The organism is Cryobacterium algoricola (genome assembly GCF_004402485.1).
GTDB lineage: Bacteria > Actinomycetota > Actinomycetes > Actinomycetales > Microbacteriaceae > Cryobacterium > Cryobacterium algoricola.
Map to the genome: position 1 here is coordinate 1 of NZ_SOFG01000010.1, position 14,277 is coordinate 14,277.

Consider the following 14,277-nt stretch of genomic DNA (forward strand, 5'->3'; position numbering starts at 1 on the left):
CCCGCTGCACCCGCTCCCGCCGCCGCCCCGGCCCCCGAGCCCGCTCCGGTCGTCGCCCCGGCCCCCGCCGCACCGGCGCCGGCCCCTGCCGCACCGGCCACCGCTTCATACAAGAATTGCGACGCCGTCCGTGCCGCCGGTGCCGCGCCGATCCACCCCGGCGACCCCGGCTGGCAGTCCAAGTTCGACCGCGACGGCGACGGTATCGGCTGCGAGTAGCCCCGCCCCTCGAAACGGGTGCCGACAGTACCGAATTCAGGAGTCGGCCTGCGTCATCCGGCCGACTCCCCGGAACCAGTGGGGGACATCCGCTGCTGCTGGCGCAAAACTCCCTCAACTCCTGAATTCGGAACGCGCCACAAGCCGTGTACGACCGGGAACCCGCACTTCCGCCGGGGAGTCAGCGGCGGGTGAGCTCGTAGAGGGCGGCCTGCTCAGGGGCGAGGAGCGGCGCCGGGAGTCCGACCTCGGCGAGCACCGCGCCGCTCAGGGTCACCGAGCCGTGCTGCAGCCAGGCCGGCGCGGCATCCTGGATCACTCGCGGCGCGACCGACGGCGCACCGGACTCCCCCGCACCGGAACGCTCAGCACCGGGGCCGCCAGTCTCCCCGATCGACAACGGCCGCACCGTGTACTGCGCAGCGGGGTCGAGCCCGGGAAACCGCAACGGCGCAGGCAGCGCGGTCCGCGGCGCGGCGAGCGCGACGTACGCGAACACAGCGGATGCCCCGTCGCCGGCCACGACGCCGTGCAGCTCGAGCGCGGGGTCCGACGCATCCGCGTGCACGACGACACCCGAGTGCAGCAGCGGACGCAGCCGTTTGTACTCGGCAATCCACCCGGCGACGGCATCGAGCTCTGCGGCCGAGGCCCGGGTCAGGTCCCACTCGATCCCCGCGCTGCCGAACAGCGCGGTCGCGAGCCGGAAGCCGAGGTCCGCCGTGCGCCCGGTGGTGTGCGCGGTCGCAGCTCCCAGGTGCCCGCCGAGGTATTCCGGCGGCACCAGCACGCCGGTGTACCGCTGGATCTGCTGCCGCTCGAGCGGGTCGTTGGTGTCGCTCGTCCAGACCCGGTCGACGAGCGGGAGGATGCCGAGGTCGATCCGGGCGCCGCCCGACGCGCACGACTCGATCTCGAGTCCCGGGTGCGCGGCCCGCAGCGCCCCGATCAGCCGGTAGACGGCCTCGGTCTGCCGATGCGCCGAGCCACCGAGCAAGTCGCGGTTGTGGTCCCACTTCAGGTAGGCGATCGGGTACTCGTCGAGCAGGGCGGCGAGCCGGGCGAGCACGTACGCGAAGGCATCCGGGTTACCCAGGTCGAGCACCCGCTGGAACCGCCATTCGAGCGCGCCGGCCGCGCCGAGCACCCAGTCCGGATGCGCCCGCGCGAGCTCGGAGTCGAGGCTCACCATTTCCGGCTCGACCCAGAGCCCGAAGGAGAGGCCCGCCGCGTGCACGCGCTCGACCAGCGGATGCAGGCCACTCGGCCAGGTCACGGGGTCGACGAACCAGTCGCCGAGGGCGCGCCTGTCGTCGGTGCGTCCGGTGAACCAGCCGTCGTCGAGCACGAACCGCTCGACCCCGACCCGAGCGGCCGCGTCGACGAGCCGGGTGAGCGTGGGCAGGTCGTGGTCGAAGTACACGGCTTCCCAGGTGTTGAGCACGACCGGGCGCGGAGTTCGCGGCGATGCGGCGGCCATGGTCGCCGCGTCAGACCGGGCCGTGACGTTCGCCGCGTCGGCCAGGGCAGGGGCGTCGGCCGGGGGCGTCGCGTCAAACCGCGTGGCGTTCGCCGCGTCGGCCGGGGCCGGGGCATCGGCCGGGGTCGTCGGCGATGCAGCGACCGCAGCGGGCCGCGCCCACGACCGAATCCACGGATGCAGCCGCGCCGACAGCCCGTCCAGTCCGGCCGCCGAGTACGCGGCCACCATCCACGGCGAGGTGTAGCTGGCCCCGGCGGGCAGGCCCAGTTCCCCGGGAGCGAGCAGTTCGCCGCTGCCGAGGGTTGCAGCGCCGAGGGCCGAACGTTCCGCCCAGACCCGCTTGTCGCCGCTCCAGGCCAGGTGCACCGCCCAGACCTCGCCGCGGCGGAACCCGAACCCGGGTACCCCGGCGACCGAGAGGAACGGGTCGTCGTGCCCGGGCCGGCCGTGCCGGCTCTCTCGGCTCCAGACACCGTGCCCGAGGGTGGTGCGCTGCGGGCGGCGTTCGTGGCTCCACAGCCCGGTGAAATCGAGGAGTTCCCCGGCCCGGTCGGGCACGGGCAGGGTCACATCGAGCGAGCCGAGTTCGAAGTCGGTGTCGCCCGTGTTGGTCAGGGTGTGCCGCACCCGCAGCACTCCCTCGACCGTGAGATCGAGGTTGGTCACAACCGAAACGGATGCCGCGGCATCCGTCACGGTAATAAGGAGCGTTCGGTCGCCCCGGCTCTGCACCGACTGGAGCCGCAGCGCGAGATCGGCCGGGCCGCCGGGCACGGCGGCGCCGCGCCGGAAACCGCTCAGCCCCGGCCGGCCGCTCCAGCCCTCGGCGAGCGTCGGCAGCAGCGAGAGTCGCAGGGGCACGTCGATCGAGCTCGGCGGGACCGCGGGAACCGAGGCATCCGCGAGCACGGCAAGCTCGGGCCCGGACAGCGCACCGAGGTCGGCACCCCAGTGCACGATCACGGGAACGGCCGTGCCGCGGGCGTCCAGCACGAGGCTGGTGCCCGCGGCACGGAGGTGGAACAGCCCGGTCGGAGCATCCGCCAGAGGAGTGTGAGTCACGGAATTCGCTGCTAACTGCTCACACGAAGTGAACGGATGGGGCGGGCGGGTCGAACGGTCGAACAGGTCATGCGGGCCGAACAGGTCATGCGGGCTGAACGAGTCGTGCGGGTCGAACACGCGCGCTGAACGAGTCGTGGGGGTCGAACATGCGGGCTGAACGAGTCGAGCGGGCCGTGCGCGTCAGCTGACCCGCACGACCCGCAACTCCCCTACTTGTTGACGGGGATCGACTGCGCCGTCATGGCCGCAATCGTAGCCGTCTGCCCGGTCTTCAGGGCGTCGATCAGGGTGCCCTTCTTGGTGACCGCGGCCTTGAAGCCGTCGGAGACGTCGTTGTACGTCTGCGTCATGGTCGGGCCCCAGACGAAGTCGGGCGAGACCTCGGCGGATGCCTTCGCGAAGACGTCGTAGATCGCCTGGCCGCCGTAGAAGTCGACGCCCGCCTTGAGTGCGGGCAGTTCGAGACCGGACTTGGCCGCCGGGTACAGGTTGGCGGACTTGTTCAGCATCGTGAGCGCCTCATCGGAGGTGTTCAGCCAGAGCGCGAACTTCGCGGCCTCGAAGGGGTGCTTCGAGCCCTTGAAGACGGCGGTCGAGGACCCGCCCCAGTTGCCGCTGGCCTTGTCGCCGGCCGCCCACTGCGGGGATGCCGCGACGGCCCACTTGCCGGCCGTGTCCGGTGCACCGCTCGCGATGGAGTTGGCGCCCCAGGCTGCGGAGTTCCAGGTCCAGTCGCTGCCGGTGTTGTAGGCGTTGTTCCACTCGTCGGTCCACGGCGGGTTCGTCGAGACGAGGTCGCGGTCGATCAGGTCCTGCCAGTACGCGGCGACCTTCGCCGTGGTCGGGTCGGTCAGGTTCACGGTCCAGTTGGTGCCGTCGTTCTTGAACCAGGTACCGCCGGCCTGCCAGACGAGTCCGGCGAACTGGTTGATGTCGCTCTGGGAGAAGTTGGTGATGTAGCCGCCGGTCGCGCGGATCTTCTCTGCGGCGGCGGTGTACTCGGCCCAGGTGGTCGGGATGGCGATGTTGTTGGCCTTGAAGAGGTCGGCGCGGTAGAACATGGCCATGGGGCCGGCGTCCTGCGGGATCGCGTACACGGCGTTGTCCTCGCCGAAGTTGACCTGTCCCCAGGTCCAGTCGACGAAGTCCTTCTTCGCGTCGAGCACGCCGGCGCAGGAGGCGAGGTCGGTCAGGCCGTCCTGCACACGGAAGTTCGGCAGGGCGTCGTACTCGATCTGGCCGAGGTCGGGCGCGTTGCCGGCCTTGAGCTGGTTGAAGAAGTTCTGGTAGGTGCCGCCGTTGCCGTTCGGGCCGGTCTGCACCTTGACCTGGATGTCGGGGTTCTCCTTGTTCCACACCGCGACGGCGTCTTCCATGCCGGGGATCCAGGTGGTAAAGCTCAGGTCGACTTTTCCGGTCGACGGTGCGCAGCTGCCGGCGGCGGTGCCGGTGCTTGTCGTCGAGGTGGCACAGCCGGTCAGCGCAACCGAGGCTGCAGCGAGCAAGGCAACGGCGACCGCTCTTTTCTTCATTCGCATGTGTCTTCTTCTTTTCTCTTGGGAAAGGAACCGTCCGGGTATTCCGGTCGGGTGGTGCTGTGGGTGATGCGGAGGTGAGGTGGATGGGCTACTTGACCGAGCCGGCGCTGAGGCCGTTCCGCCAGAAGCGCTGGAGCAGCAGGAAGATGATGATGAGCGGGATGATCGACAACAGTGCGCCGATGAGCACGTAACCGCGCAGCTCGGGGATCTGGTTGACCTGCGAGTTCCAGCCGTAGAGTCCGAGCGTGACCGGGAACAGCGTCTCGTCGCGCAGCATGATCAGCGGCAGGAAGAAGTTGTTCCAGATCGCGACGAACTGGAAGAGGAAGACGGTGACCAGGGCGGGCACCATCATCCGCACCGATACGGTGAAGAAGGTGCGCACCTCGCCGGCCCCGTCGAGGCGGGCGGCCTCGATCAGCTCGTCGGGCACGCTCGCCGAGGCGTAGATGCGGGCGAGGTAGACCCCGAACGGGCTGACCAGGCTCGGCAGGAACACCGACCAGAACGTGTTGGTGAGGCTGATCTGGCTGAAGATCAGGAACAGCGGCAGCGCGAGGGCCGTCGCGGGCACGAGCACCCCGCCGAGCACGACGTTGAAGATCAGTTCGCGGCCGGGGAACCGGTATTTGGCGAGGGCGTACCCGCACATGCCGGCGATGATCGTTCCGACCAGGGCGCCGAGCCCGGCGTACATCGCGCTGTTGAGCATCCACTTGAGGTAGACGCCGTCACGGTAGCTGACCAGGGCGCCGATGTTCTCGAACAGCGAGAAGTCGGCGAACCAGAGCGGGTTGGTGCCGGTGAACTGGGCGCGGTCCTTTGTGGCGGCGACGAGCAGCCACCAGACCGGCACCAGGAAGTACAGGGTGAAGACGGCCATCACGATCATGGCGCCGGCCCGGGCGAAGGGGCTCTCGCGCTGGGCGCGGGGCGGCTTCGCGGTCGACGGGCGGATGCCGCGGGCCGGGCGGTCGGGAACGGTGACGGTCGGGGTGGGGGTGGGGACTACCGTGCTCATGACCGGGCTTCCTTCCGCTGGGTGAATTTGAGGAACGTGAACGAGAGCACGAAGGTGGCCAGGGCCAGCACCACCGAGAATGCGGCCGCGAGGTTGACGTTGGGGATCGACGAGGTCGTGTACACGGTGAGGTTCGGCGTGAACGTGCTCGTCACGGCGGAGCTGAAGCTCCGGAACACCTGCGGTTCGGCGAGGAGTTGCAGGGTTCCGATGATCGAGAAGATCGCGGTGAGCACGATCGCGGGCATGATCAGCGGGATCTTCACCGACCAGGCAATGCGCAGCTGCCCGGCGCCGTCGAGGCGGGCGGCCTCGTAGAGCTCGGTGGGGATGGCCAGGAGCGCCGAGTAGATGATCAGCATGTTGTAGCCGACGTAGACCCAGGTGACGACGTTCGCGATGGCCCAGAGCACGAGGTCCGCCGAGAGGAAGTTGATGTTCTGGGTGACCGCGCTGAACGGCGATAGGTTCGGGGAGTAGAGGTAGCCCCACATGATCGCGGCGATGACGCCGGGGACCGCGTACGGCACGAAGAACGCGAGCCGGAAGAACTTCTTGCCGCGCACGAGTGGGGAGTCGAGCAGCAGCGCGAACAGCAGCGCGAGCCCGAGCATGATCGGCACCTGCACGGCGCCGAACGCGAGCACCCGGCCGACGGACTGCCAGAACGGACCGTTCTGGAAGACCAAGATGTACTGACTGAGGCCGCCGAAGACCTCGGTCGCCGCCCCGAAGGTGCCCTCCCGCTTGATCACGAGCAGGGACTCGTAGATCGCGTACCCGATCGGCACCAGGTAGAACAGGGCGAAAAGGGCGCCGAAGGGGAGCACGAAGATCAGGATCGCGCGCTTGTGCTGCACCCGGGGCCTCGCGGGCCGGGGGCGGGTGCCGGGCTGCCTCGCGAGCCGGCGGGCCGTGCGGGTGTCGCCCGGGGCATCCGTGAATCGGGCGGTGGAAGCACTCATGCTGCCGTGTCCTCTCTGATAACGCGCACGGCGCCGGCCGGGACGCGCACAATGCGGTCGACGGCGACGTCGGTGACGAGTTCGCGCCCGCTGGCGGCGATCTCGATCTCGCTGTGGCCGTGGTTGATGACGAAAAGGTAGCTGTGCGTCGCATCGGCGCGACGCACGACCTCAATGGTGCCGTCCGATTCCGGGCCGAGGGCAGTCACCCGCGCGGCCTGGGCGGCCGTGCGCATCACCGCGCGCAGGGCGTCGGGGTCGAGGGCGGTGGCGAGATACCAGGCGGTGCCGCGGCCGAAGTCGTTGCGGGTGATCGCCGGGAAGCCGGGCAGGGGGCCGTCGAGGTAGCTCGCGACAGCGGTCGCGCCGTCGAGGTGCAGCCGCTCGGTCCAGAGTCCGGTACCCGCCCCGGAGTCCAGGTTCAGTTTCCGGCCGGGGAGCAGTGGGGAGAACTCCTCGACACGGATGCCGAGCAGCTCGCGGAACGCGCCCGGGTAGCCGCCGGGGCGGACCCGGTCGTCTTCGTCGACGATGCCGCTGAAGAAGGTGATCAGCGCGTGCCCGCCGTTCGCGACGTAGTCGGCGAGGCCGGCGGCATCCGCGTCGGTGACGAGGTAGAGGGTGGGTACGACGACGAGGCGGTAGCCGCTCAGGTCGGCGCCGGGGGCGATCACGTCGACGGTGATCCCGAGCCGGTGCAGCGCAGTGTAGGCGGCGTGCATCTGGCCGAGGTATTCTACGGACTGGGACGGCCGGGATTCGCCGTCCCCGGCCCACCAGGCTTCCCAGCTGAAGATGATGGCGGCATCCGCTGTCACTCGGGTGCCTGCGACGCCGGCGAGCCGGTCGAGCGTGGCGCCGAGGTCGACGACTTCGCGCCAGAGCGCGGTATCGGTGCCGGCGTGCGGAACCAGGGCGGAGTGGAACTTCTCCGAACCCTGCAGCGAGGCCCGCCACTGGAAGAAGCAGACCGCGTCCGCGCCGCGGGCGACGTGGGTGAGGGAGTTGCGGGTGAGTTCGCCGGGCTCCTTCGCGAGGTTGTGCGGCTGCCAGTTCACGGCGCCCGTCGCCTGCTCCATCAGCAGCCAGGGGTCTCCGCCGGCGAGCCCGCGGGTGAGGTCCGCCGCGAAGGAGAGCTCGGTGACGGGGTCGCCGAGGCGGTGGTCGAGGTAGTGGTCGTTGGCGACCACGTCGACCTCGGGCGCCCACTGCCAGTAGTCGAGGTTGCGAATGTGGGCGGTGACCATGAAGTTGGTGGTGACCGGCACGGCGCTGTGGCGGCGGATGACGTCGCGTTCGCGGCGGTAGTAGTCGAGCAGCTCGTCGGAGCTGAACCGGTGGAAGTCGAGGACCTGGCCGGGGTTGCGGCTGGAGAGGGTGAGGCGCGGGGTGAGGATCTCGGACCACTCGCCGTACTGCTGGCTCCAGAACGAGGTGCCCCAGGCCGCGTTGAGCGCGGCGATCGTGCCGTAGCGCGCCTCGAGCCAGCGGCGGAAGGCCGCGGTGGTGTCTTCGTCGTAGCAGAGCGCGTTGTGGCAGCCGAGCTCGTTGGACACGTGCCAGAGCGCGATCGCGGGGTGCCGGCCGTAGCGCTCGGCGACCTTCTCGACGAGGGCGAGGGCGTGCTCGCGGAACACCGGAGAGCTCGGGCACCAGGCCTGGCGACCACCGGGGTAGCGGATGCTGCCGTCCTCGGTCTCCGGGAGGATCTCCGGGTGCAGCGTGGTCAGCCACGGCGGCGGGGAGGAGGTTCCGGTGCCGAGGTTGACCCGGATCCCGTTCGCGTGCAGGAGCTCGATGATCGTGTCGAGGTTGGCGAAGTCGTACTCCCCCGGCCTCGGTTCGATGTGGGACCAGCCGAAGATGTTGATCGCGACGAGGTCGACGCCGGCCTCGCGCATCAGGCGCATGTCCTCGGCCCAGGTGTCGGGGCCCCACTGCTCGGGGTTGTAGTCGCAGCCGTATGCGAGGCCGTCGTGGGAGAACGGGACCGCCGGGGCCGCCTCGTTCTGGACTGCTGCTCGCGCGTTCATCGGCTCCCTGACATCGTTGGCACCGGCATCCGCCGGATGGTCTGTGAACGTGCACAGAGCCGGTAGAAAAAAAGGCCACACCGGCGATCTGTGAACGTACACAGAGTAAGTACGGATCGCGATCCGTGTCAAGGACCTTTTCTCCGAACGGGCGATACAGTTATCGAATGGTGACCAATCCGGGGCGGCGCAGACGTGCCACGATCCACGACGTCGCCCTGGAGGCGGGGGTCTCCCGCGGCACCGTGAGCCGGGTCATCAACGACGAACCCTACGTGTCCGCCGAGGCGCGGATCGCGATCGAGGCCGCGATCGAGAGGGTCGGCTACGTGCCGAACACCGCCGCCCGCAACCTGGTCATGCAGCGCTCGCAGGCGGTCGGTTTCATCGTGCACGAGCCGCACTCGCTCTTCCTGGAAGACCCCAACATCGGCGAGATCCTGCTCGGGGCCAACGCGGCGCTGTCTCTCGCCGACTTCCAGATGGTGTGTCTCATCATCGACTCCGAGCGCGATACCGACCGGGTGGCCCGGTACCTCAGCGGCGGTTTCGTCGACGGGGTCATCGTCGTGTCTGCACGAAAGAATGACCCGATCACGCGCATAATCGAGAAGCTGGGATTGCCGTCGGCGTTTGTCGGGCATCCGCCGGACCTGCGGCGACTGCCGTTCGTCGGCATCGACAACCGGAGTTCGGCGTTCGCGATCACGGAGCGCCTGCTGGCTACGGGTCGCCGCCGCGTCGGGATGATCGCCTCAGCCCTCGACCGCGACTCGGGCGCCGACCGCCTCGCCGGGTTCACGGATGCCCTCGGTCCCCTGTTCGACCCGGCCCTCGTCGCCCGGGTGCCCTTCTACGCGTATGCCGATGGTGTCAAGGGCATGCGTGCGCTGCTCGCTGCCGAACCCGAACTCGATGGCGTGTTCGCGGCATCCGATGCCGTTGCGGCGGGCGCGCTCGAAGCCCTGCGCGAGGCCGGGCGCAGCGTGCCCGGGGACGTCGGCGTCGTCGGCTTCGACGACAGCGCCTGGGCTCTGCGGTGCCAGCCGTTGCTCTCGACGGTGCACCAGCCGGCCGCGGGCCTCGGCGAACGCGCGGCAGAGTCGGTACTCGCCCAGCTGCGCGGCGAGGAACCCGAGCTCGGCGGCATCCTGCTCACCACCCCGATCGTCTGGCGCGACTCCGCCTGACCCCGCCTTGCCTGCCTGCCCCGGGCCCGCACCCGGCGCTTCCGCACGGATGCCCGCAGTTCCGAATTCAGGAGTCGGCCCGCAACAGCCGCACCCGGCCCGCGGACCAGTGCGGAGCATCCGCCACCAGCCGGGTGCACCGGGGCTGAACTCCTGAATTCGGCACACTTCCACCCGGAGAAGTCGGCAGCGGAACCGGCGGCGGAACGCGTCTCGGGCTAGCGGCCGAGCCAGCCGCCGTCGACCGGGAGGACGATGCCGTCCACGTAGTCCGAGGCGGCGGATGCGAGGAAGACCGTCGCTCCGGCGAGGTCGGCGGGGGTTCCCCAGCGGGCGGCGGGGATCCGCTCGAGGATGGCGCCGGACCGGCCGGCATCGTCCTGGAGGGCCTGGGTGTTGTCGGTCGCGAAGTACCCGGGGGCGATCGCGTTGACGTTGACGCCGAGCGGCGCCCACTCGTTGGAGAGCGCCTTCGTGAGTCCGACGATCGCGGACTTCGAAGCCGTGTACCCGGGCACGTTGAGCCCGCCCTGGAAGCTGAGCAGCGAGGCGGTGAAGATGATCTTGCCGCGACCCTGCGCGATCATGGTGCGGCCGATCTCCCGGCTGAGCACGAACTGGCTCGAGAGGTTGACGGCGATCACACGGTCCCACATCTCGTCCGGGTGCTCGGCGGCGGGCGCGCGGGCGATCGTGCCGGCGTTGTTGACGAGCACGTCGACCGGGCCAAGAGCGGTGATCTCGGCGGCGAGGGCGGAGACGGCGTCCCGGTCGGCGAAGTCGGCGTGCAGTGCGGTGAAGCGGCGCCCGAGTGCGGTGACCGCGGTCTCGATCGCACTGCCGTGCTCGGGCATTCTCGACGAGACGCCGACGACGTCCGCCCCGGCCTCGGCGAGGGCGACGGCCATGGCGAAGCCGATGCCGCGGCTCGCGCCGGTGACGACGGCGGTCTTGCCGCTGAGGTCGAAGAGGTTCAGGACACTCATGGTCTGTTTCCTAACGTTGTTGTCGCGAGTGCGCTCCCCCGGTAGCCCAGGGCGTGGGAGATTGCAGCGGCTGCCTTGAGGAGAGGGCCGGACATCGCCTCGATCTGGGCGTCGGTGTGCTCGATCGAGAGCGTGGACACGCTGAGGCCGTAGCGGACGGTTCCGGTGTGGTCGAAGAGGGGCGCCGCGATGCAGGCGATTCCGGGCACGTTCTCGCCGCGGTCGCGGGCGGTGCCGCGCGAGCGCACGTCGGCGATCTCGCGGCGGAAGGCGTCCGGGCTGGTGATCGAGGCATCCGTGATGCGGGCGAGGCCGGCGCTCGCGATGATGCGGTCGACGGTGTCGTCGGGGTAGCTCGCGAGGATGACCTTGCCGATTCCGGTGGTGTGCAGCGGGGCGGCATGGCCGACGCGCGATGGCATTGTGTACGGTTTGCGGGAGTCGCTGCGCATCACGTAGACGATCGAGTCGCCGCTGATCACGCCGATGTGCACGGTGCAGTCCACGGTGGCGACGAGGTCGTCGACGAAGGGTTGGGCGATCGCGGAGATGTCGATTCCGGCGAGTGCCCGGCCGGCGATCGCGAGGAGCGCCGGGCCTGGCAGGTAGCTGCCGGCGGGGTCGGTGGCGAGGAACCGCTGGGTCACGAGGGTCGCGAGCAGGCGGTGCACGGTGGCCTTGGGCAGGCCGGTTGCGGCGACGACGTCCGAGAACCGGGGGTGTTCGAGGGCGGCCTCGAGCACGACGAGGGTGCGCTCGGCGGCGCCGGCCGGCGCGGCAGGGGCGGCGACCCGGGCGGCGGCGGCGGCCGACGGCATCCGCTCGCCGGCCAGGTCTGCGGTCATCAGGAGACAGCGGTGATGTCTACGGCGTCCATGTCGTCGAACGACTGGTTCTCGCCGGCCATGGCCCAGATGAAGGAGTAGTTCGAGGTGCCGACGCCGGAGTGGATGGACCAGCTCGGGGCGATGGTCGCCTGGCGGTTGGCGACGATCAGGTGGCGGGTTTCGGTCGGCTCGCCCATCAGGTGCACGACGCGGGCGGCCTCGGGGAGGTCGAAGTAGAGGTAGGCCTCCATGCGGCGGTCGTGGGTGTGCGCCGGCATCGTGTTCCACATGCTGCCCTCGTGCAGGCTCGTCACGCCCATCACGACCTGGCAGCTGCGCACGCCGTTCTCGTGGATGTACTGGTTGAGCGTGCGACGGTTCGAGGTGGACTGGTCGCCGAGCTCGCGCACGATGCCGGTGCCCGCCGGTACGAGCGTCGTCGGGTACGCGGTGTGCGCCGGCGCGGAGAAGACGTAGAACCGGGCGGAGTCTTCGGTCTCGGGCGCGGCGCTCGCGCTGTCCGAGATGAATTCGACGACGGATGCCCCGCGCCCGATGTACAGGCACGAGCCGTGTCCGAGGTCGAACGGCACGCCATCGACGACCACGGTTCCGGATCCGCCGACGTTGACGACCCCGGCCTCGCGGCGCTCGAAGAAGTGGTCGGTGCGCAGTTCGGGGAAGCTTTCGAGGGTGAGCGGGGCCGTGACAGGGCTGACCCCGACGAGGATGACGCGGTCTTCGTGCGAGTAGACGGCGCTCAGTTCGTCGTCGACGAAGAGGTCGGTGACGAGGAAGCGTTCACGCAGCTCGGCGGTGGTCATTCCCTTGACTTCGGTCGGGCTGGTGGCATTGCGGATCTGCACGGAGACTCCTTGCGCTTCACGGCCCCAAAATGGAACTTAGTTCCATTCTGCGCGCTTGCCCTCCCGCGGTCAAACCCGCCGCGACCGTTGCGTCGCTGGAATGCCCCTCGAACGGGGCTCCGACATCCTGGTGGTCAGCGGATAGCCTGACGAGAGAAAGTCGCCAGTGCCGCTCGTGCGTCCCGGAATACCGAACCGACGCCCCTCGATCACCGATGAAGCGAGGATCATATGCGCGCTGGCGCAGGAACCGACCCGACCGCGGCCAGCGGGGATCGGCCCGGCCCTGCACCCCGTGGTGCGGAAGTGCCCGGTCCGACCTCCGCTGTCGACTCGTCCGGCGTGCGGGTGCCCCCGAGGTCCCGGAAACTGCGAACCTTGCTCGTCGTGATAATCGCTGTCGGTCTCGCGACCGTCCTCACCGCCGGGATCGGCATCCCGTTGGCTTCGGCCGAACACGATCGGGTCGTCGCCGAGGATGCCAGGCGTGCGACCCTCGCGGCCGTGGCCGCGCGAGCCGTGAGCGAGCTCGCAGCGGTGCGCACCGAAGTCGCCCTCTTCGTTCTCCCGTTGGATGGCTTCGTCGCGGGTCTGGCTGGTGTCGTTGATCCGACCCTGATCGCACAATTGAACGTCGCCCGAGACCGGCTGACCCTGGCCGCGCACGACGGCTACCCCCGGGCGATCGCCGAAGCTCGTTCCGTTGTCGTGAGACGCCTCCAGGGCATTGCGGACGCGGAAGCAACCGCGGCGGAGACCGCCGTCGACCTGCAGACCGCTGCCGATCAGGACTCCCGTGATGCCGTTACCGCGGCCGTTCTCGGACTGCGTGCCGCAGCCGTGACGCACGGGGAACTGCCGAAGGCCTTCGCCGCGGTCGTCGTCGCGAATGCCGCGCTGGCGGCACGTCAGGCCGCCGCCGTTGCCGCAGCCCAAGCCGCGGCCGAAGCCGCCGCCGCTGAAGCCGCGCGGATCGCAGCAGCGCCCTCCGCCCGGAATTCCGGTGCCTCTCGGAGGTCCGGGTCAAGCGGAACCGGCAGCACCGGCGGCGCGACGCCCAGCCTCCCCGGCATTCAGTTCCTGCCACACCCCACCTTCATGGACCCGCCCGTTGTCCACAACAACGCCAACTATCAACCCATGTGCCAGGGCGAGGCTTTCGACACCATCGTGGTCGAGGGTGCCAGCTCGTACACCTTCGACTACGACTTCGCGTACTCGTACATCGTCCAGGGTGCCTTTGAAACGAGACAGTGGGAACTGACCGCCTTCGCCTGCTACTGACACCGGCCACCTCAACGGGGCGCTGGAACACTCTCCGTCAAACTCAGTGCAGGAGGGTGGCGAACTCGTGCTCGAGGAGCGTGCGGAGGGCGAGCAGGTCGGGGCAGGCGTCCGGGTCGGCGGCGAGGGTGACCTCGAGTCCGCCGGCGTAGGAGAGCACGGCGAACGAGACCGTCACGTTGCCGGTCGGGCCGGTCAGGGGCACGAGGCCGATGACCGGGCATCCGAAGATTGCGAGCGGCTCCCCCGGCCCGCGCAGGTTGGTCACGAAGGTGTGGATCGTCCGCTGCCGACTGATGAACCTCTGAAACAGGCCGAGCCGCGCGAGCAGGCGGAAGAACGGCCCGAGCAGCGCCGTCGACGCACCCGCGGGTGCGAGCTTCGCGGTCCTCGTGGCCGCGGCGACAGCATCCAACCGGGTGAACGGATGCCCGACACCGGGCACACGGATCGGAATCACCCCGCTCTGGTTCCCCAGTTCGCCCACGGAAGCCTGGCGCCGACCCGAGAACGGCACCGACAACACGAAAACCTCCTGCTGCTCGCCGCGCTGCTCGAGCAACCGGTGCAGTGCTCCGCCGATCGCCGTGAGCACGACGTCGTTGACGGTGGCGTGGTGCGCGTGGCCGGCGGCGAGCGCCTCCGCGAGGTCGAGCCGAATCGATACGAACCGCCGGCGCGGGCCCGTCGGCACGTTGAGCGAGGTGCGGGCCATGCGCGGGGCGCCGATCGATCCGCGCAGCGCGAGCAGCCCGCCGACCGCGCGCGCCAGCGAGGCCGGCAGCCGCGGCACTGCG

12 protein-coding genes are annotated in these 14,277 nt (G+C 69.7%); 3 read left to right on the forward strand and 9 right to left on the reverse strand.

All coding sequences use genetic code 11. From position 1 onward, the window contains the following. Positions 1 to 219, forward strand: a 219-nt coding sequence (locus tag E3O44_RS06620) for an excalibur calcium-binding domain-containing protein (RefSeq protein ID WP_134533764.1), incomplete at its 5' end; no start/stop codon positions are given. A gap of 181 nt (positions 220 to 400) precedes the next feature. On the opposite strand, the gene E3O44_RS06625 is transcribed toward E3O44_RS06620, so the two are convergent. The 5 genes from E3O44_RS06625 to E3O44_RS06645 all read right to left on the reverse strand — a co-directional run bounded on the left by E3O44_RS06625 (position 401) and on the right by E3O44_RS06645 (position 8,327). Beyond that, entirely contained in the window at positions 401 to 2,764 is a 2,364-nt protein-coding gene (locus E3O44_RS06625; protein ID WP_241976111.1) for an alpha-galactosidase, read from the reverse strand. A 212-nt stretch (positions 2,765 to 2,976) separates the two neighbouring features. After that, the gene (locus tag E3O44_RS06630) at positions 2,977 to 4,305 is read right to left on the reverse strand and encodes an extracellular solute-binding protein (protein ID WP_198415881.1); all 1,329 of its coding nucleotides are present in this window, start codon (positions 4,303 to 4,305) and stop codon (positions 2,977 to 2,979) included. An 88-nt stretch (positions 4,306 to 4,393) separates the two neighbouring features. Further along, entirely contained in the window at positions 4,394 to 5,329 is a 936-nt protein-coding gene (locus tag E3O44_RS06635) for a carbohydrate ABC transporter permease (protein ID WP_198415882.1), read from the reverse strand. Further along, positions 5,326 to 6,294 carry a carbohydrate ABC transporter permease gene (locus E3O44_RS06640; RefSeq protein WP_134533768.1) on the reverse strand — a complete coding sequence of 323 codons (969 nt, stop codon included), beginning with the start codon at positions 6,292 to 6,294 and terminating at the stop codon, positions 5,326 to 5,328. Before E3O44_RS06640 ends, E3O44_RS06635 begins: the two co-directional genes overlap by 4 nt. Continuing rightward, positions 6,291 to 8,327, reverse strand: a complete 2,037-nt coding sequence (locus tag E3O44_RS06645; RefSeq protein WP_134533770.1) for a beta-galactosidase — start codon at positions 8,325 to 8,327, stop codon at positions 6,291 to 6,293. Before E3O44_RS06645 ends, E3O44_RS06640 begins: the two co-directional genes overlap by 4 nt. A 167-nt stretch (positions 8,328 to 8,494) precedes the next feature. On the opposite strand from E3O44_RS06645, the gene E3O44_RS06650 reads away from it, so the two are divergent. Next, positions 8,495 to 9,517: a LacI family DNA-binding transcriptional regulator gene (locus E3O44_RS06650; protein ID WP_134533772.1), complete on the forward strand. Its 1,023-nt coding sequence runs from the start codon at positions 8,495 to 8,497 to the stop codon at positions 9,515 to 9,517. A gap of 218 nt (positions 9,518 to 9,735) precedes the next feature. On the opposite strand, the gene E3O44_RS06655 is transcribed toward E3O44_RS06650, so the two are convergent. The 3 genes from E3O44_RS06655 to kduI are packed head-to-tail and all read right to left on the reverse strand — an operon-like array spanning position 9,736 to position 12,196. Further along, on the reverse strand, positions 9,736 to 10,503 hold the full coding sequence (locus tag E3O44_RS06655; RefSeq protein ID WP_174775056.1) for an SDR family NAD(P)-dependent oxidoreductase: 768 nt from the start codon (positions 10,501 to 10,503) through the stop codon (positions 9,736 to 9,738). Beyond that, entirely contained in the window at positions 10,500 to 11,348 is an 849-nt protein-coding gene (locus E3O44_RS06660; RefSeq protein WP_198415883.1) for an IclR family transcriptional regulator, read from the reverse strand. Before E3O44_RS06660 ends, E3O44_RS06655 begins: the two co-directional genes overlap by 4 nt. Then, on the reverse strand, positions 11,348 to 12,196 hold the full coding sequence (gene kduI / locus E3O44_RS06665) for a 5-dehydro-4-deoxy-D-glucuronate isomerase (RefSeq protein ID WP_134533774.1): 849 nt from the start codon (positions 12,194 to 12,196) through the stop codon (positions 11,348 to 11,350). Before kduI ends, E3O44_RS06660 begins: the two co-directional genes overlap by 1 nt. A 378-nt stretch (positions 12,197 to 12,574) precedes the next feature. Between kduI and E3O44_RS06670 the strand changes: the two genes are divergently transcribed. Beyond that, positions 12,575 to 13,480 carry a hypothetical protein gene (locus tag E3O44_RS06670; protein ID WP_134533776.1) on the forward strand — a complete coding sequence of 302 codons (906 nt, stop codon included), beginning with the start codon at positions 12,575 to 12,577 and terminating at the stop codon, positions 13,478 to 13,480. A gap of 43 nt (positions 13,481 to 13,523) precedes the next feature. Here E3O44_RS06670 and E3O44_RS06675 read toward each other — a convergent pair. After that, the coding region (locus tag E3O44_RS06675; RefSeq protein ID WP_134533778.1) for a WS/DGAT domain-containing protein at positions 13,524 to 14,277 on the reverse strand (754 nt) is incomplete at its 5' end.

What these genes read in the sequence shown, in the direction of transcription:
- E3O44_RS06630 (WP_198415881.1), bottom strand. Translation starts at nt 4,305, where the DNA reads ATGCGAATGAAGAAAAGAGCGGTCGCCGTTGCCTTGCTCGCTGCAGCC.
- E3O44_RS06640 (WP_134533768.1), bottom strand. Translation starts at nt 6,294, where the DNA reads ATGAGTGCTTCCACCGCCCGATTCACGGATGCCCCGGGCGACACCCGC.
- E3O44_RS06645 (WP_134533770.1), bottom strand. Translation starts at nt 8,327, where the DNA reads ATGAACGCGCGAGCAGCAGTCCAGAACGAGGCGGCCCCGGCGGTCCCG.
- E3O44_RS06650 (WP_134533772.1), top strand. Translation starts at nt 8,495, where the DNA reads ATGGTGACCAATCCGGGGCGGCGCAGACGTGCCACGATCCACGACGTC.
- E3O44_RS06660 (WP_198415883.1), bottom strand. Translation starts at nt 11,348, where the DNA reads ATGACCGCAGACCTGGCCGGCGAGCGGATGCCGTCGGCCGCCGCCGCC.
- E3O44_RS06655 (WP_174775056.1), bottom strand. Translation starts at nt 10,503, where the DNA reads ATGAGTGTCCTGAACCTCTTCGACCTCAGCGGCAAGACCGCCGTCGTC.
- E3O44_RS06635 (WP_198415882.1), bottom strand. Translation starts at nt 5,329, where the DNA reads ATGAGCACGGTAGTCCCCACCCCCACCCCGACCGTCACCGTTCCCGAC.